We start from the raw sequence: 13,873 nt of genomic DNA, 5'->3' as shown, positions 1-13,873 counted from the left end.
CGATCACGAAGCTTCGGGCGAGATGGTGTAGACCACATCATCTTGCCCCTTTTTTTGTGGTGTTTGCGGAGCAGGTGGCGTGGGGAGTGGCCGCCGATTGGCACGCGGATCGAAAGTTAGTGCACGTGAAACACGTACAAATTGTTGCAGCTTGGGATAGAATTCTTTGAAGTCTTTCTGCAGGGATTTGTAGTGTTTTTCGAGATCGGGGATTGCAGATTGCAGTTTTACTTCACGGCTAAAGCGCTCTTCATATCTTTCAGACATACGGGTGAGTGTAAGTTGGATGCCGTCGATGGTGGCGTAAGTGGTGAGCCAATCTTGATCTTTCAGTCGCTCAATGATCGGCTTCATCGTGGAGGGAATGTGTTGTTGGCCAATAGCGAACTGCTTGTATACGTGTTTGATGAAGTGGGGTAGGGTGTGATCGTGGTAGTCTTTAAAGTTGGCTGCAAGGAAGTGGTCATAGAAGATGTCGATGAGGATGCCGGAGAAGATGCCGTGGTTGTCACGGATGCGATCTTTGCTTTTGAGGAAGTCCGGATGCATGTCGGTAAAGCCGTCGACTTTACGATGGAGTGTGACGCCAGCTTGGAGTTTAGGTGTGAGGTCATCAGGCAGCTTGCCACGGATGAGGTCTGGCATGATGTTGCCGATGAGCGATTCGGGGCAGTGATGGTTTGCAAGATGAAGATGTGCGAGGAAGTTCATGGGTTGTTGTGTCAATAAAGGTGCGTGTTTGTTGTGATATTAATGGCCGGGATTCATGATCGATTGCATGATATCTTTTCGTTGTGTGATGTCACGGAGAAATGATCATCGTACGGATTGTGTGAGAACTGTGGCGATCTTTTGTGTTTTATCACGCTTCATTTTTACAAAGAAGATGTGATGTTATGCAAGTAAGCAGGATGAACGGGCGATAGGTGAGTTACGCATCAAAAAGGTGTGATGTTGATGGATGAAAAATGCTTTTGGAAAAGAAAAACCTCCACGACAGGGCTCCGATCCTGTGGTGGAGGTGCGCCACGGCTAATTGCTCGTGCTGCCGCCTGTGGGGGCGGTCTACCTATCCTATCGGCTCATTTTGCTGCCTGTCAATGAACGTTTAGCGAATAGGGTGTATTTATTTAAAGCCTTTAGTTTGAATGTGTTACGATAATTGATTATGCTGGATTGTGGGAATTGCAGGAAAGAATTTTTTTGAAAGGTTGCTCCGCCTGACGGGGAAATCTTTAACTCGAATTGGCGGCGACATTTGCGATTTCAAAGCCTGTGTTGGGCTGGATGTCAGCCGTTGGGAGGTCAGATCATGAGCGGTGTGATTCGCGTAGCGATCGGTGTATTGACGAAAATTTGTACGGATAATGTACGGGTTTTGATCGCGCGTCGGCGTGACAATGGGGTGCTGGGTGGATACTGGGAATTCCCCGGGGGGAAGATTGAGGACGGTGAGTCGTTGGAAAATTGCCTTGTGCGCGAATTTGAGGAAGAGCTCGGAGTTGTGGTGAAGCCGGGGCGGGGGCTGCCAGCCATTGTTCACACCTATCCGCATGGGACAGTAGAGTTGAACCCATTTTATTGTGAATTGGAAAGTGGGGAGCCACAGGATTTGGAGGTGGCGGAGCACAAGTGGGTGACGGCGGATGAATTGCGGGGGTACGACTTTCCGGAGGCGAATCTGGATTTGTTGGAAGAGGTGATCGAGGCGTTGCAGTCGTGGGATGTGCAGGGGGTATGAGGTTGTGGGAGGTGGGGTGGATAGCCGATGAATGAGAGGCGGAAGTGGAAGGCTAGGCATGGTGAGGGTCATGTCAGGTGGGTGTGTCTTTAACGCAGAGGCTGATGATGAGCAAGAGATTGAATACGGCGGTGTTAGCAATAGCGATCCTGATGGTCATATTCTCACCATTAGGGTTGATGTACGGTCAGACGCTTGGGCCACGCGCTGAGCAAGAGATGCCTGCACATCGCGGGGCGGAGATGCACATCCGGGTCATTGATGAGCAGACGGGTGACGAAGTTGATGGCGTGCAGGTGTTCTTGAATCAAACGGCGCATGACATGCTGCTTGGCGTGCGGATCGATCGGCGTGTGTGGGATGATACGCCGGCGAAGGGTCCGTTTGGCGGTCCACATTTAGCGGTGGTAAAGGGGGTGACTAATCAACGATTAGAGATCACAGATTTGCCGGAAGGCGCAGTGGTGGTGCAGATGGTGCCGGAGATGTCACGGTTTGTGGGGGAGGGGATGCTGACAGGAGTGCCTTCAAAGTTGATCGGTGAGCAAGCGGTAGTCTTGCCGCGTGGAGATGCGATGTTGCCGGGGCAGGTGTATACGTTTCAGGTGAATCAGCCTGTGGAGGTTTATCTATTTGTACAGGAGATCGGTGGATTTAAGCTGGAAAACAGCTGGAAGCCAACGGTGAAGCGCGCGACCTGGACCAAGGGGGAGCAGCATTTTCGTGATCGGATGTATCGCAAATCGTTTGAAACAGGGCAGGTTGAAATACCGGGGCATGTAGGCACGATGGATGTCGTCGCAAAACTTGATGTTGCGACACGGCAAAGCTATCGAGATGCTGTTATGAAGTATGGTCAGTGTGTACTGATTTCGGTTGAGTCCGCACAGCATGATGGGGTGATGAACTGGCTGCACGAAAGTGGCGTTGCGTTTGTGATTGATGATCCAACTCAGCATGTTAGGCTTACGGACCTGAAGGATTTGCAATGGGGCGGTGGTGAGGAGTACCGTGAAAAGCTACTGGCCATCGATCTGTCTAAGCATAAGATAGGCCAGATTATCACGGAGCTTGATCAGGTCGCAGAAGTAGATCAGCAGGTCGTGATCCGGCAGATCATCTTGAGTGAGAAGAACGGTTCTGATCGGGCGCAGCAATTGCAAGCGTTACTAGCAGCACTCTATGGGCATCGTGCAGTGAATGGGATCTTTTTTGGTGAGATCTGGTCGGTTCTTGCAAATCGCGATCAACTTGCAGTATTGGACTTATCGTGGACAGAAACTGATTCAGGTAAAGTTTGGTTTGACCATATTGGTGACCGTTGGTCGGGCTCTGCGATGCTAGAAGTGAAGTCACGTCGTGATGGTGAGCCGACTGGATCGCTTTCGTGGATGCCGTACGGACGATATCAGTATGAATGTTTGCAAGACGGCGTCATTGTCGGCAAGGGGACTCAATTGTTTCAGGTGGACGAGACAGAGATGGTGCTGAAGATCGAGCATTCGGCTGACGTGGTGGAATGATAGTCTTGGGATAAAATTTATTGTTAAGAATGATATCGCAATACTGCAAATGATGGCCGATTTGTTGTAAAATCTTTGTGTGGAACATGTTTAGGGCAATGCCTCTCGTTATGTTTACGAGCATTGTGAGAGAGTGTAGAGCCAAGTTCCAAGGTAGTTTTGGGGAGGAGATTGGGTGGTGCCATTTTTATCCTCGCCTGTGTGCGTTGCTGTCTGCGGATTGACAGCAGCGGAAAGTGAATGCGAGGTTTTACATGCCGAAAACGAAACAGAGTATGCCTAAGCGGAATACGGTTCAGCGCAAGACAGTGGAGCGTGTGATAGATGCGGCCGAGGGGCCGTTAACGGTTCAGGAGATCCACGATGCAGCCAGCTCACTCTGTGAGGTGGGTATTGCGACGGTGTATCGGATTGTGAAGACGTTGCATGAGGATGAGCAGATCAGCTGCGTGGTTTTGCCGGATGGGCAGAATCGGTATGAAAACGCGCATTTGGGGCATCATCATCACTTCCGTTGCAAGCAGTGCGGTCGGGTATTTGACCTGCATTTGTGCCCGGTATCATTGCCGGAGGGGACGACCTTGCCGGGCGGGTTTGTGGTAGACGGACATGAACTGACATTGTTTGGCCTGTGTCCGGAATGCTCTAGCGGTACGACGTCTGAAAACAATGTTGAGGCGGGAGATGGGGATTGTGGCTGCCATGGATCGGGTGAGACAAAACCCTGATCTAGAGCCATGGGCGGGCTTTATGGCGGTTTTGATTCAAGTTTAACAGCAGGCAGGCTCGATATTTTGCGGGGCAGGACGGAAATTGATTTGACATCTGTCAGAGAAGTGGGATACTTCGATTATGAACTCAGCGATGACCAGTTTTTATTATTTTTGGTTTTGGTTTACCGGCAGACAGCCGCGCTGGGTATTGGTTCGGTCATAAATGACCACATGAATTGTGAACACCTAACCCGCCGCGGCATCGCGACGGGTTTTTTTGTGTATGTGCTGAAACGAAAAGAACCGCTGCGAAGAACAGGAGCTTTCAGATGATCGTTGTGATGAGGCCGGGTGCTACCGAGCAGGAGATTACAGGCGTGAAGACACTCATACGAGAAATGGGATTGAAGGATCAGGTCATCGTGGGGACGGACCTGACCGTCGTGGCGGCGATCGGCGACGAGCGACTCAAAGATTGCGCTGTTGTTGAAAGTGCGCCGGGCGTGGACAAGGTCATGCGCGTGCTTGCGCCGTATAAGCTTGCTGCGATCGAAACCAAACAGCAGCAACGCACGGTTATCAAACTGTCGGAGACTTGTGTATTTGGTGGTGTTCAGGTGCCGGTGATTGCGGGGCCGTGCAGCGTGGAAGGGGAAGAGCATATTCTCCAGTGTGCACGTTTGGTGAAGGCTGCGGGTGGACATGCACTTCGCGGCGGCGCGTTTAAGCCACGCACGAATCCGTACAGTTTCCAAGGTCATGGCGAGGATGGTTTGAAGATGTTAGCTGCGGCGCGTGAGGAGACGGGCTTGCCGATTGTGACGGAGGTGGTCACGCCGAGCGATGTGGAGCTGGTGAGTGAGTATGCGGATTGTTTGCAGATTGGCACGCGGAATTGTCAAAACTTCAAGCTGCTTGAAGCCTGCGGGAATCAGCCGAAGCCAGTGCTGTATAAACGCGGCATGTCGATGACAATTGATGAGTATTTACAGGCGGCAGAATATATTCTGGCGGAAGGCAATCCAAATGTGATCTTGTGCGAGCGCGGCATCCGGACGTTTGAAGACCACACGCGGAATACGCTGAGTTTGTCGGCTGTGCCGGAGTTGCAGCACCGCTCACACTTGCCGATCGTGATTGATCCTTCGCACGGCACGGGTCATGCGCGGTTGGTGCCGGCGATGGCGAAGGCGGCGGTGGCGGCGGGTGCGGATGGACTGGCGATTGAGATGCACCCCGATCCGGCTCATGCGATGACAGACGGTGCGCAGTCGATCACGCCAGCCGTGATGGAAGAGATGATGTTGAGCTTAGGACGGATTGCCGAAGCGGTGGATCGGGAATGTGTAAAGGTAAGTGAGATGGTGTGAGGTTGTGGTAAACTGAGTTGGAAAGTCATTTGCCATTAAATTGGCTTGTAGTGACCGGTCGTTATTTCTTCGAGTGTAATGGTTACGCCTTCAGGGAGCCGTCGCCACCAAAGTTCTCGCCATGGGCCGATCTTAGTTATGTTGTTGATGGTTTGGTTTGGATTGATCTCGAATATTTCCAGTAGGTAATCATCAAGGAACGCTTTATCTGTTGCGTATATTTGTTGCTGCGTCGTATTGGGTTGGAGGAAAACCGGGCAGCATACTTGATATGGATCGCGGGCTTCATCCGCGGCAGATAGCCAAAGTTTGACGCCATCAAGTGTGAAGTCGACCGAATTGAGTTGAGGCAATCCGTGTACGGGCATGCCGCCAGAGGGGTTTTCTTTTAGATATCGCTTGATGGCATCGAGTTTTGCTTCGTCAATAATTTGTACGACGTTTTTGGCAAGTAAGCTATTGATAGCCATACTGACTTCATGAATGTAGCGATTGGTTTTGATGCGATTGTTTGGAGGTATTGCGCACAGATCTGCGGCATGATCGATCAGTTCATTAACAGGTAATGTCACACTTTCGATGACATAAAGACACCAGAATTCGTATTGACTAAAACCTTTTGATTCTAGAATGGAGACGATCGTGTTTGGCATAATGATATGGTGTTCTTCGAGAGAGAATATAGAGGTTAATTAAGTGCGAATAATATATCCACGATCCCTGCGGCGCCGAGGAGGATGGAGATAAGGCCGTTGATGGTGAGGAAAGCATGGTGGATGTGATTGGTTTTGCTCTTCCAGACCAGTGTGTGTTCAAGCAGGAGTAGGGTGGCGGTGAGCGCGGCAGCGATCATGAAATAAAGACTAAGTGTGTGTGAGAAGTAGATCGATGTGGTGAGACAAAACAGGGCAGTGGCGTGAAGCCAACGGCTGCACATCAGCGCGTTTTCCACACCGAGCGAGGCGGGCATGGAGAAGATGTTGTTGTCCTTGTCGAATTCGACGTCTTGTAGGGCGTAGATGATGTCGAAGCCGGCGACCCAGCAGGCGACCATGGCGGCGAGGCACCACAGTTCTGGTAGAAACAGGCTGGTTGGCTGGATGGCAAGGGCGGCGGCAAGCGGACTGATCGCGAGTGATGAGCCGAGGTAGAGATGGCAAAGCCAGGTAAAACGTTTGGTGAGTGAGTAGAAGCCGAGGTAGATAAAGACGAGAGGCGAAAGGTAGAGCGGCCAGGGGTTATTGTGAAGGTAATAAAACCCCGCAGCACTTATGAAGAAAGCAACGGCACAGACGAGAATGAGCAGACGAGCAAAGGGAGCACTGAGTTTGCCAGCTGGGATGGCGCGCCCGGCGGTGCGCGGGTTAGCGGCATCAATCTTCATGTCTAATAGGCGGTTAGATAGCATGGCGGCGGAGCGGGCAAAAAACATGCATGCGACAACCAAGGCGAATTCGCTGGTTAGCGGAAAACGTTCGATGCTTGCTGCGGCGATGTACATGGCAAGTAACGCAAAAGGCAGTGCGAAAACTGTATGCGATAGCTTGATATCTCGGCCGGCGGCGAAGAGCTGCGAAAGCGGCGAAGGGGCAGGGGATGTTGATTGTGTTGTAGATGTTTGAGTCATAGCTTGGCGTCTGGACTCCATGGGTTTGAACCCGTGGGCTTGGGGGTTGGGAGGCTTGAGGTTGGGGAGGGATCAGATTTGTTTTTGCTGTTTTGTTTTTTGAAGTTGGTCTTCCCAGGTTGGGGCAAGCGTGTGAGGGATGTCCAATTGATCGAGTATGCGAGCGATGACATGATTTACAAGGTCATCAATGGTTTTAGGCATCGTATAAAAGCTCGGTGAAGCGGGCATGATGGTGGCGCCGGAGAGAGTCAGTGTTTCCATGTTGCGGATGTCGGCGAGGGTGAGTGGGGACTCACGGTGGAGGAGGATAAGTTTTCGCCGTTCTTTGAGGGTGACGTAGGCGGCACGGTGGATGAGGTGTTGTGATTGTGCTGTGGCGATGGCGGCGAGCGAGTTGGAAGAGCAGGGAGCGATGATCATGCCGTCGTGTTTAAACGAGCCGGAGGCGATGGTGGCGCCCATGTTTTGCTGGCCGTGAAGGATGATTGGCGCGTCGGGAGATTGATCAGTGGAAAGATTATTTGCTTCGGCAGGGATGCCTGCAGCAGAGAGTAGATCAGAAATACTGCGATGTCCAAGTTCATCATGAATCAATCGTAAGCCAAGTGGTGAGACAGCGAGATGGATTTGCACCTCTGCCTGATGATAAAGTGCTTGGATCAATCGTTCGGCATAGATGGCGCCGCTTGCTCCAGTGATGCCGACGACAATTTTTCTGGGGATGGGGTTGTTCATGCGTGTGGTATGGCTCCTCGTTGGGGACACGATTATAAATGCTTGGAGCGATAGGACCAAGACGATCACCGTGTGATGGGTTTTAGGTTCGATAGAAGCGGATTTATGGGCGAGGGGATTGTTGAACGGTGAAGAGCAGGCCGGTATCAGTGAGCTTGATGTCTTTGACGTTCATATTGCGGCGTCGGTCGATGGCCCATTGGGGTTGAAAAGTGAGCGAACCAGCCATGATTTGTTTGAGGGTTTCAGTGCTGGCAGAGTCGATGTCTTCAGGCATGTTATTGATCGTATCTTCGATTTGTGATTCGAGGAGTGAAAGCGGGATGGATTGTGTGCCGCCGCGGAGGCCGATGATCGTGAGGTCGGCCTGCCCATCGGGACGCATCCGAAGATTGAACAAGATCGAGAAAACTTGCGTTGTACCATTGGCGTCGACGCTGAACGCAACGACAAGGTTGTCACCTTCACGATCCATCATCATCGCACCGAGATTGTTTGGTTTTTCATAGCCTTTGTATAGCAGCCAACTGTCTGCGCGGCTGTTAAGCCAAGCATTGATCTCATCGAAGCTGATTGCAACTTGCTCCGCTTGTATTGGTTGGTTGGGGTTGGGTGGTGCGCTGATTTGATAGCTGAGTCGACCTTCGAGATCTTCTGCAACTGCGGTGAGCGTAGCTGCGTCGGTTTTTTGCAGATAGGCCTGATTTTTGAGCCAATACTGCGGTGTGCTGTTCCACTTCCACCATGCAGAGATGAGCGTAAGTGATCCAATGGCGAGCAGCACGATGATACAGATGCCGACGGCGATGCCGACTTTCTTGGCGTTGCTTATAGATGATGTTGGCGCTGAACTCATGTGGTGGTGATGTTCCTGTTGCACTGTTCTTGTATGCGGTGTTGAGGCCTGCAGGGCAGGTGTCGGGTTAGTTTCTGCTCTTGGCGGCAGCTCGTGCAGCTTCGGCAAGTGCTTCATGCAGTTTTTCATGGTCGCCGACTTCGTGGAGATACTTCTCTAATTCAAGCACACGTTGCGGAGTACCCATTGGTTCTTGTGTCTGTGCGATTGCAGCGTCGCCGAGCTGTTCACATGCATATAAGAACCAGCCGGCTGGAGCGTTGGCGTATTTACTCGTGCCTTCTTCCGGTACATCAAGACTGGTCCAGCGGCGCTCTTGCCACGCACCAGGTAGCTCATCAACGCGGCAATGTACCTTCGCATCGATCTCACCGACCGACCAGAGATTCCATGAATTATTTGTTTGATCGTGTTCGCCAAAAAGCACTTCGACATTGAGTTTTCTGTCACGTGTGTATTTCAGCAATTGATGAGCACCTTCACGCTTGACCTCACCGCTGACCATGATGCAGCCTGCCTTGGCTTGCTCTGCCCATGCTTCCAAGCGATTGAGATTGTTCGACGTGGTACCCAGAACAACTTCACCGTCTGCTGCAGTCATACGCCGTTGGCGACGAACCTCCTGCAGTGGTAACAGAATACGTGCGTAGTAATCCCAATCTTTGGATTCACGAGCGAGTGTGAGTGCCTGTTCACACATTTGCTCACTGTCAGGATAGTCGCCTTGCATGAGCAGCGTGCTGGCTTGCTCCATCATGTCGTCGAGCTTTTGTTGCATATTTGAATTGTACCCCATCTGCCGGCGGTCGGCGTGGAATAGGGGGAGTTGAGGGGTAAGGGATTGCCGTGGGTTGATCGATCTTATCTAGGTTAGCTTAGCCACCACAGAATGAAGGGCAGCGGGATCACTAAAAACAGCACGGTGTTGATCAGCCACGCGCTGCTGGCAAGACGTGTATCGAGATGAAACATGTTTGCCATCATCACGGTCATGAGTGCTGTGGGCATGAAGCTTTCAATAATGATCACACTGTTAAATAGGTCGTCGGTTTTTAACGCGGTGGTATTGATAGCTTGAAGCATGCCCCATGCAAGCACGGGGATAAACAAAAATTTCATGGCTGCTAGCAGTATGTGCTCGGGGAGATATCGTTTCCAATCGCTGACATGGACACGCATACCGATGCCATAGATGGCGCCGAACGCGCCGAGGTAGAAGATGATATCCATCAGGTTGTAATCCCAAAGTACAAGCGGGGCAGGTGGGCCGAAACGCGCCAGTAACAGCCCGATTACCGCGGCATAGAGCGGCATCGCTCGTAGATCAAAACTTTTGATCATCATGATCCATAGCGGTTGATCATCTTCTAAATGTCTGCCGAAATACCGTGCGATTGGATATAGCATGATGGTCGAACTGATCTGCATCATGCTGACCGCGGCAATGCCGTACGCCAACGCATTCGCTGGTGGGCTGAGCATCACATAGCAGAGATACGCGCCAAGCGTGAAGCCCATGTTACCCATGCCGCACGCGCACGCCATCACACCGATGCGCGACCGTGGCATACTGAGGTGTTGGCAGATTGGAATGACTGCAAATGCTGGTACTGCGACCATCAGCGGTATGATTGCCAGTAACCAATAGTCCTGAGCTTGAAATGGAAACCGCCATAAGCTTAGCAGTACAGCCGCTGACCAGATCCATGCAACGGTATGAAAATGGATACGTCGACTGACGTCTGCGTTCAGCCAGTTCTTACGCCGTGTGACATAACCCGCAAAAAATGAGGCGATGTTGAACACGGTGAAGAAGATGAACTCAAGGTTTTTACCGTCCATGGATGCAACACTGCTTTCGTGCGAGGCGGTCTATCCATCTATATAGATGCCACGGCGATTCAAACGGCAGTTACTGTAATCGAGAATTGGTTTTGTGTAGGTGTGTTAGACGCCAACAGTTCGGGAGTAGATCGCGCGGACTGCGGTTTTGAAATCACTCGCTTGCACGCCGACGATGATATTCAGTTCGCTAGAACCCTGATCAATCATGCGGATGTTCACGCCAGCTTCGGCTAACGCGCCAAACAGCTTTGACGCCATGCCCGGCGTATGTGACATGCCTCGGCCTACCGTCGCTATCAGCGCCATGCCGTCAATGGCTTCCACGCTATCCGGGTCGCAATCTTCTTCGATCTCTTTCAGCACATCATTCAATTTGCCATCTAGTTCCGTATCCGCAATCACTACGCTCATTGTGTCGATGCCTGATGGCATGTGCTCAAATGAAACACCATGCCGTTCCAACACACCCAGCACACGACGGCCAAACCCGATCTCCGCGTTCATCATCGCCTTCTCAACCGCAATGACCGTGAAATCTTTTCGTCCGGCGATCCCTGTGATGCTGCCCATATCGCTACTTGCCTTTGCTGTGGCGACGATCATTGTCCCTGCAGCTTCCGGCTTGTTCGTGTTGCGAATATTCACAGGAATCCCTGCCTCACGCACTGGGAACACAGCCTCGTCATGCAGTACCGATGCACCCATGTAAGAAAGCTCACGCAACTCGCGGTAGGTGATCATGTCAATCGCTTTGGGATGATCTACCACACGTGGGTCTGCCATCAGCAAGCCCGAGACATCGGTCCAGTTTTCATAGACATCAGCGCCTACGCCACGGGAGACGATCGCACCGGTGACGTCCGATCCACCTCGGCTGAACGTTTTCACAAAGCCTTCATGATCCGTGCCATAGAAACCGGGAACGACAGCACGTTCATCGCCACTGATTTTTTGCGAAAAAGCTTCGTAGGTACGTTGGTTGTCCAGCCGCCCGTTCTCGCCGAAGAAGATTACTTCCGCCGCATCAATAAAACGGTAACCCAGCAGCTTCGCTACGATCTGGCCGTTCAAAAACTCGCCGCGGCTGGCGGCATAGTCCGCACCACGATCAGCATACTTCGCAATGCCCACCTTCACACGATCAAGCTCATCAGAAAGATCCAGATCAATTCCCAGATCCTCAATGATCTGTTCGTACCGTTGGTGGATCAGCTTGAACACTTCATCAAATGCAAGACCCTGCTTCGCATGTTCGTGACACAGATAGAGCAGGTCGGTGACTTTCTGATCATCGGCATGACGCTTGCCGGGAGCGCTGGGTACGACAAACTTCCGATCCGGATCAGCATCTACAATCGTCTTGACTTTCTTGATTTGGCTCGCATCGGCCAACGAGGTACCACCAAATTTACATACCTTAATACCCATATCGTGTGTCTTTCTGCTTCGCACTCAATACCACAATCCGCAGCGGCGCCGCTGCGAGGCATCCGATTTTAGCGGTTCCCCTGTGTGATGCACATTTTGCTAGCCTCGCCAGCCACATCTCTGTCTTCGGCAAGGCGTGTAGCTTTATCTGCTAAAGCTGCTCATACAGCATCAAATCCCACTAAAAATCCACAATCACGCCTCACCGGCTCGACATGGGCGCACATTTTTCTATACTGATCCATCCCCCCATTGCCCGGGTGGCGGAACTGGCAGACGCGCCGCGTTGAGGTCGCGGTGGGAGTAAAATCCCGTGGAGGTTCGAATCCTCTCCCGGGCACTTAAATGAAAAACTCACGTCATTTGGCGTGAGTTTTTTGGTGTCTATTAAGCAAGGATCGCGGTGCGGGCTTAGGCCGCCGCATCTTCTTTGCCCTTCGCCTCACCCACCTCTTTTGGGCCATCCCCCTCCTCCATATCTGCAATCTCATTCGAAGCCGCATACATCGTCACTTGCCGCTTGCGATCCGCTTCATCCCATCCCAAAATTCCCGCCATCCATTTCGAAACCTTCTCCGCAATCGTCATGTCATCTCGATGGTAATACTGCCAGCTGCTTCGTCGTGACATCACATCCATCAGCGACCGTGCCCACTCTTCTTCACAGTAATACGCCACTGCTTCCTGGCTAACTGCCGGCGGCAAGATCCCGCTGTAACGATCCTCCAAACCAAGCGCCAACAAACCTTCCTCATCCGTTCGGCAAGCCTCCATCCTCATCCCCAAATACTTCCCAATCTGATCCACTGCCTGTTCCGCCATCAGCCGATACGTCGTCAACTTCCCGCCTCCAACATCCCACCACCCCTCATGCGAATTCACAATCAAATGTTTCCGCGAAATATCCGACGGCTTCCCATTCGGGTCCGCAATCAGCGGTCGCAATCCCACCCAATGGCTGATCACATCGACCTCCGTCAAACCCAATCCCTCAAATCCCGTATTTGCCGCATCAAGAATGTATCGCACATCCTCTTGCTCCGTCCGCACATCCTCGCTCCGACCTACAAAATCCGTATCTGTCGTTCCCAAAATTACACATGCCCCCCACGGAATCGCAAACAGAATTCGCCTTCCCTCTGTGATCACCACCGCATCTTCAATCGGCAGCTTCTCTTTCTCAATCACCAGATGCACACCCTTGCTCGGTCGCAACTTGATCGCACACTGTTCAAAATCCATCGACCACGGTCCCGTCGCATTCACCACAGTCCGTCCCCGCACCATCATCTCTTCCCCGCCTATATGATCCTTCACCCGTACTTGCCAAACGTCACCTTCGCGATCAGACCGCAAGACCTCCGCATAATTCAGTACATCTGCACCATAAGCCCGCGCACTTCGCAAGCTATCAATCACCAGCCGCGAATCATTTGTCAAGCCATCAAAATACCGTACCGCACCGCTCAATCCCTTCGTCGCAAGCGGCGGCACCCACCCCTTAGTTTTTTGCACATTCCCCGCTTCACTCTTCCCAAAGTTATTGCCACTGCACAGCAAATCATAAATCTTCACACCGATCCGCATCTGCCACATCTTGTACGGATGATGCTTGTAAACCGGATATACAAATCGCAATCCATGCGCCAAGTGCGGCGCGATTCGTCCAACTGTACACTTCTCCACGCTCGCCTCGCGCACCAGACCCACACGATACTGCTGCAAATACCGTATCCCCCCATGCAACAGTCGCGTCGATCGGCTACTCGTCCCAAACGCCACATCATGCTTCTCAATCACCGCCACACGCAACCCCCGCATCGCCGCATCTCTCGCTACACCCGCGCCCACAATCCCCCCGCCAATCACCACCACATCATAAAGGTCCTCGCCAAGTCGCGTTATGGTTTTATTACGTTTTGCTTCGATCTGATTCATCATTAACTTTCCTTTTATCATCCCCTAGCCGTTCTCCATGCATCTATCTCATGGTTAGATCATTGATTTTTTTATGTCACACCTACGTGTCGCC

At 51.8% G+C, this 13,873-nt stretch carries 14 protein-coding genes and 1 tRNA gene; 6 read left to right on the top strand and 9 right to left on the bottom strand.

What is annotated here, in order from left to right:
- Nucleotides 1–3 precede the first annotated feature (3 nt).
- Nucleotides 4–711 (bottom strand): ACP phosphodiesterase, encoded by a 708-nt coding sequence (locus ACQ6WK_RS10410; RefSeq protein ID WP_432797320.1) that lies wholly within the window; start codon nt 709–711, stop codon nt 4–6.
- A 601-nt stretch (nt 712–1,312) separates the two neighbouring features.
- Here ACQ6WK_RS10410 and ACQ6WK_RS10405 point away from each other — a divergent pair.
- The 5 genes from ACQ6WK_RS10405 (at nt 1,313) to aroF (ending at nt 5,347) form a co-directional block, all read left to right on the top strand.
- The gene (locus tag ACQ6WK_RS10405) at nt 1,313–1,741 is read left to right on the top strand and encodes a (deoxy)nucleoside triphosphate pyrophosphohydrolase (RefSeq protein ID WP_432797319.1); all 429 of its coding nucleotides are present in this window, start codon (nt 1,313–1,315) and stop codon (nt 1,739–1,741) included.
- Nucleotides 1,742–1,848: 107 nt separating this feature from the next.
- Nucleotides 1,849–3,264 (top strand): hypothetical protein, encoded by a 1,416-nt coding sequence (locus ACQ6WK_RS10400; protein WP_432797318.1) that lies wholly within the window; start codon nt 1,849–1,851, stop codon nt 3,262–3,264.
- Nucleotides 3,265–3,518: 254 nt separating this feature from the next.
- Nucleotides 3,519–3,992, top strand: a complete 474-nt coding sequence (locus tag ACQ6WK_RS10395; RefSeq protein ID WP_432797317.1) for a Fur family transcriptional regulator — start codon at nt 3,519–3,521, stop codon at nt 3,990–3,992.
- Nucleotides 3,993–4,001: 9 nt separating this feature from the next.
- Nucleotides 4,002–4,310, top strand: coding sequence for a hypothetical protein (locus tag ACQ6WK_RS10390; RefSeq protein ID WP_432797316.1), 309 nt, complete (start codon nt 4,002–4,004; stop codon nt 4,308–4,310).
- Nucleotides 4,307–5,347: a 3-deoxy-7-phosphoheptulonate synthase gene (aroF, locus tag ACQ6WK_RS10385; RefSeq protein ID WP_432797315.1), complete on the top strand. Its 1,041-nt coding sequence runs from the start codon at nt 4,307–4,309 to the stop codon at nt 5,345–5,347. The genes ACQ6WK_RS10390 and aroF overlap by 4 nt, the downstream gene beginning before the upstream one ends.
- A gap of 35 nt (nt 5,348–5,382) precedes the next feature.
- Here the strand turns inward: aroF and ACQ6WK_RS10380 are convergent, their stop codons facing one another.
- The 7 genes from ACQ6WK_RS10380 to ACQ6WK_RS10350 all read right to left on the bottom strand — a co-directional run bounded on the left by ACQ6WK_RS10380 (nt 5,383) and on the right by ACQ6WK_RS10350 (nt 11,841).
- Complete coding sequence (locus ACQ6WK_RS10380; protein WP_432797314.1) at nt 5,383–6,000, bottom strand: hypothetical protein; 618 nt, start codon at nt 5,998–6,000, stop codon at nt 5,383–5,385.
- Nucleotides 6,001–6,035: 35 nt separating this feature from the next.
- Complete coding sequence (locus tag ACQ6WK_RS10375; RefSeq protein WP_432797313.1) at nt 6,036–6,974, bottom strand: UbiA-like polyprenyltransferase; 939 nt, start codon at nt 6,972–6,974, stop codon at nt 6,036–6,038.
- 72 nt (nt 6,975–7,046) lie between these two features.
- Nucleotides 7,047–7,712 carry a UbiX family flavin prenyltransferase gene (locus tag ACQ6WK_RS10370; protein ID WP_432797312.1) on the bottom strand — a complete coding sequence of 222 codons (666 nt, stop codon included), beginning with the start codon at nt 7,710–7,712 and terminating at the stop codon, nt 7,047–7,049.
- A gap of 103 nt (nt 7,713–7,815) precedes the next feature.
- Entirely contained in the window at nt 7,816–8,568 is a 753-nt protein-coding gene (locus tag ACQ6WK_RS10365; RefSeq protein WP_432797311.1) for a hypothetical protein, read from the bottom strand.
- Nucleotides 8,569–8,635: 67 nt separating this feature from the next.
- The gene (locus ACQ6WK_RS10360; RefSeq protein ID WP_432797310.1) at nt 8,636–9,346 is read right to left on the bottom strand and encodes a hypothetical protein; all 711 of its coding nucleotides are present in this window, start codon (nt 9,344–9,346) and stop codon (nt 8,636–8,638) included.
- A gap of 92 nt (nt 9,347–9,438) precedes the next feature.
- The gene (locus ACQ6WK_RS10355; protein WP_432797309.1) at nt 9,439–10,410 is read right to left on the bottom strand and encodes an AEC family transporter; all 972 of its coding nucleotides are present in this window, start codon (nt 10,408–10,410) and stop codon (nt 9,439–9,441) included.
- A 105-nt stretch (nt 10,411–10,515) separates the two neighbouring features.
- Nucleotides 10,516–11,841, bottom strand: coding sequence for an aspartate kinase (locus tag ACQ6WK_RS10350; protein ID WP_432797308.1), 1,326 nt, complete (start codon nt 11,839–11,841; stop codon nt 10,516–10,518).
- A gap of 254 nt (nt 11,842–12,095) precedes the next feature.
- Between ACQ6WK_RS10350 and ACQ6WK_RS10345 the strand changes: the two genes are divergently transcribed.
- A tRNA-Leu gene (locus ACQ6WK_RS10345) sits at nt 12,096–12,181 on the top strand.
- 71 nt (nt 12,182–12,252) lie between these two features.
- Here the strand turns inward: ACQ6WK_RS10345 and ACQ6WK_RS10340 are convergent.
- On the bottom strand, nt 12,253–13,779 hold the full coding sequence (locus ACQ6WK_RS10340; RefSeq protein ID WP_432797307.1) for a glycerol-3-phosphate dehydrogenase/oxidase: 1,527 nt from the start codon (nt 13,777–13,779) through the stop codon (nt 12,253–12,255).
- Nucleotides 13,780–13,873 lie beyond the last annotated feature (94 nt).

The sequence above is a fragment of the Poriferisphaera sp. WC338 genome (assembly GCF_050931845.1).
Lineage (GTDB): Bacteria > Planctomycetota > Phycisphaerae > Phycisphaerales > Phycisphaeraceae > Poriferisphaera.
Note: the sequence above shows the minus strand (reverse complement) of the source record. Positions and strands in the feature narration are given on the sequence as shown.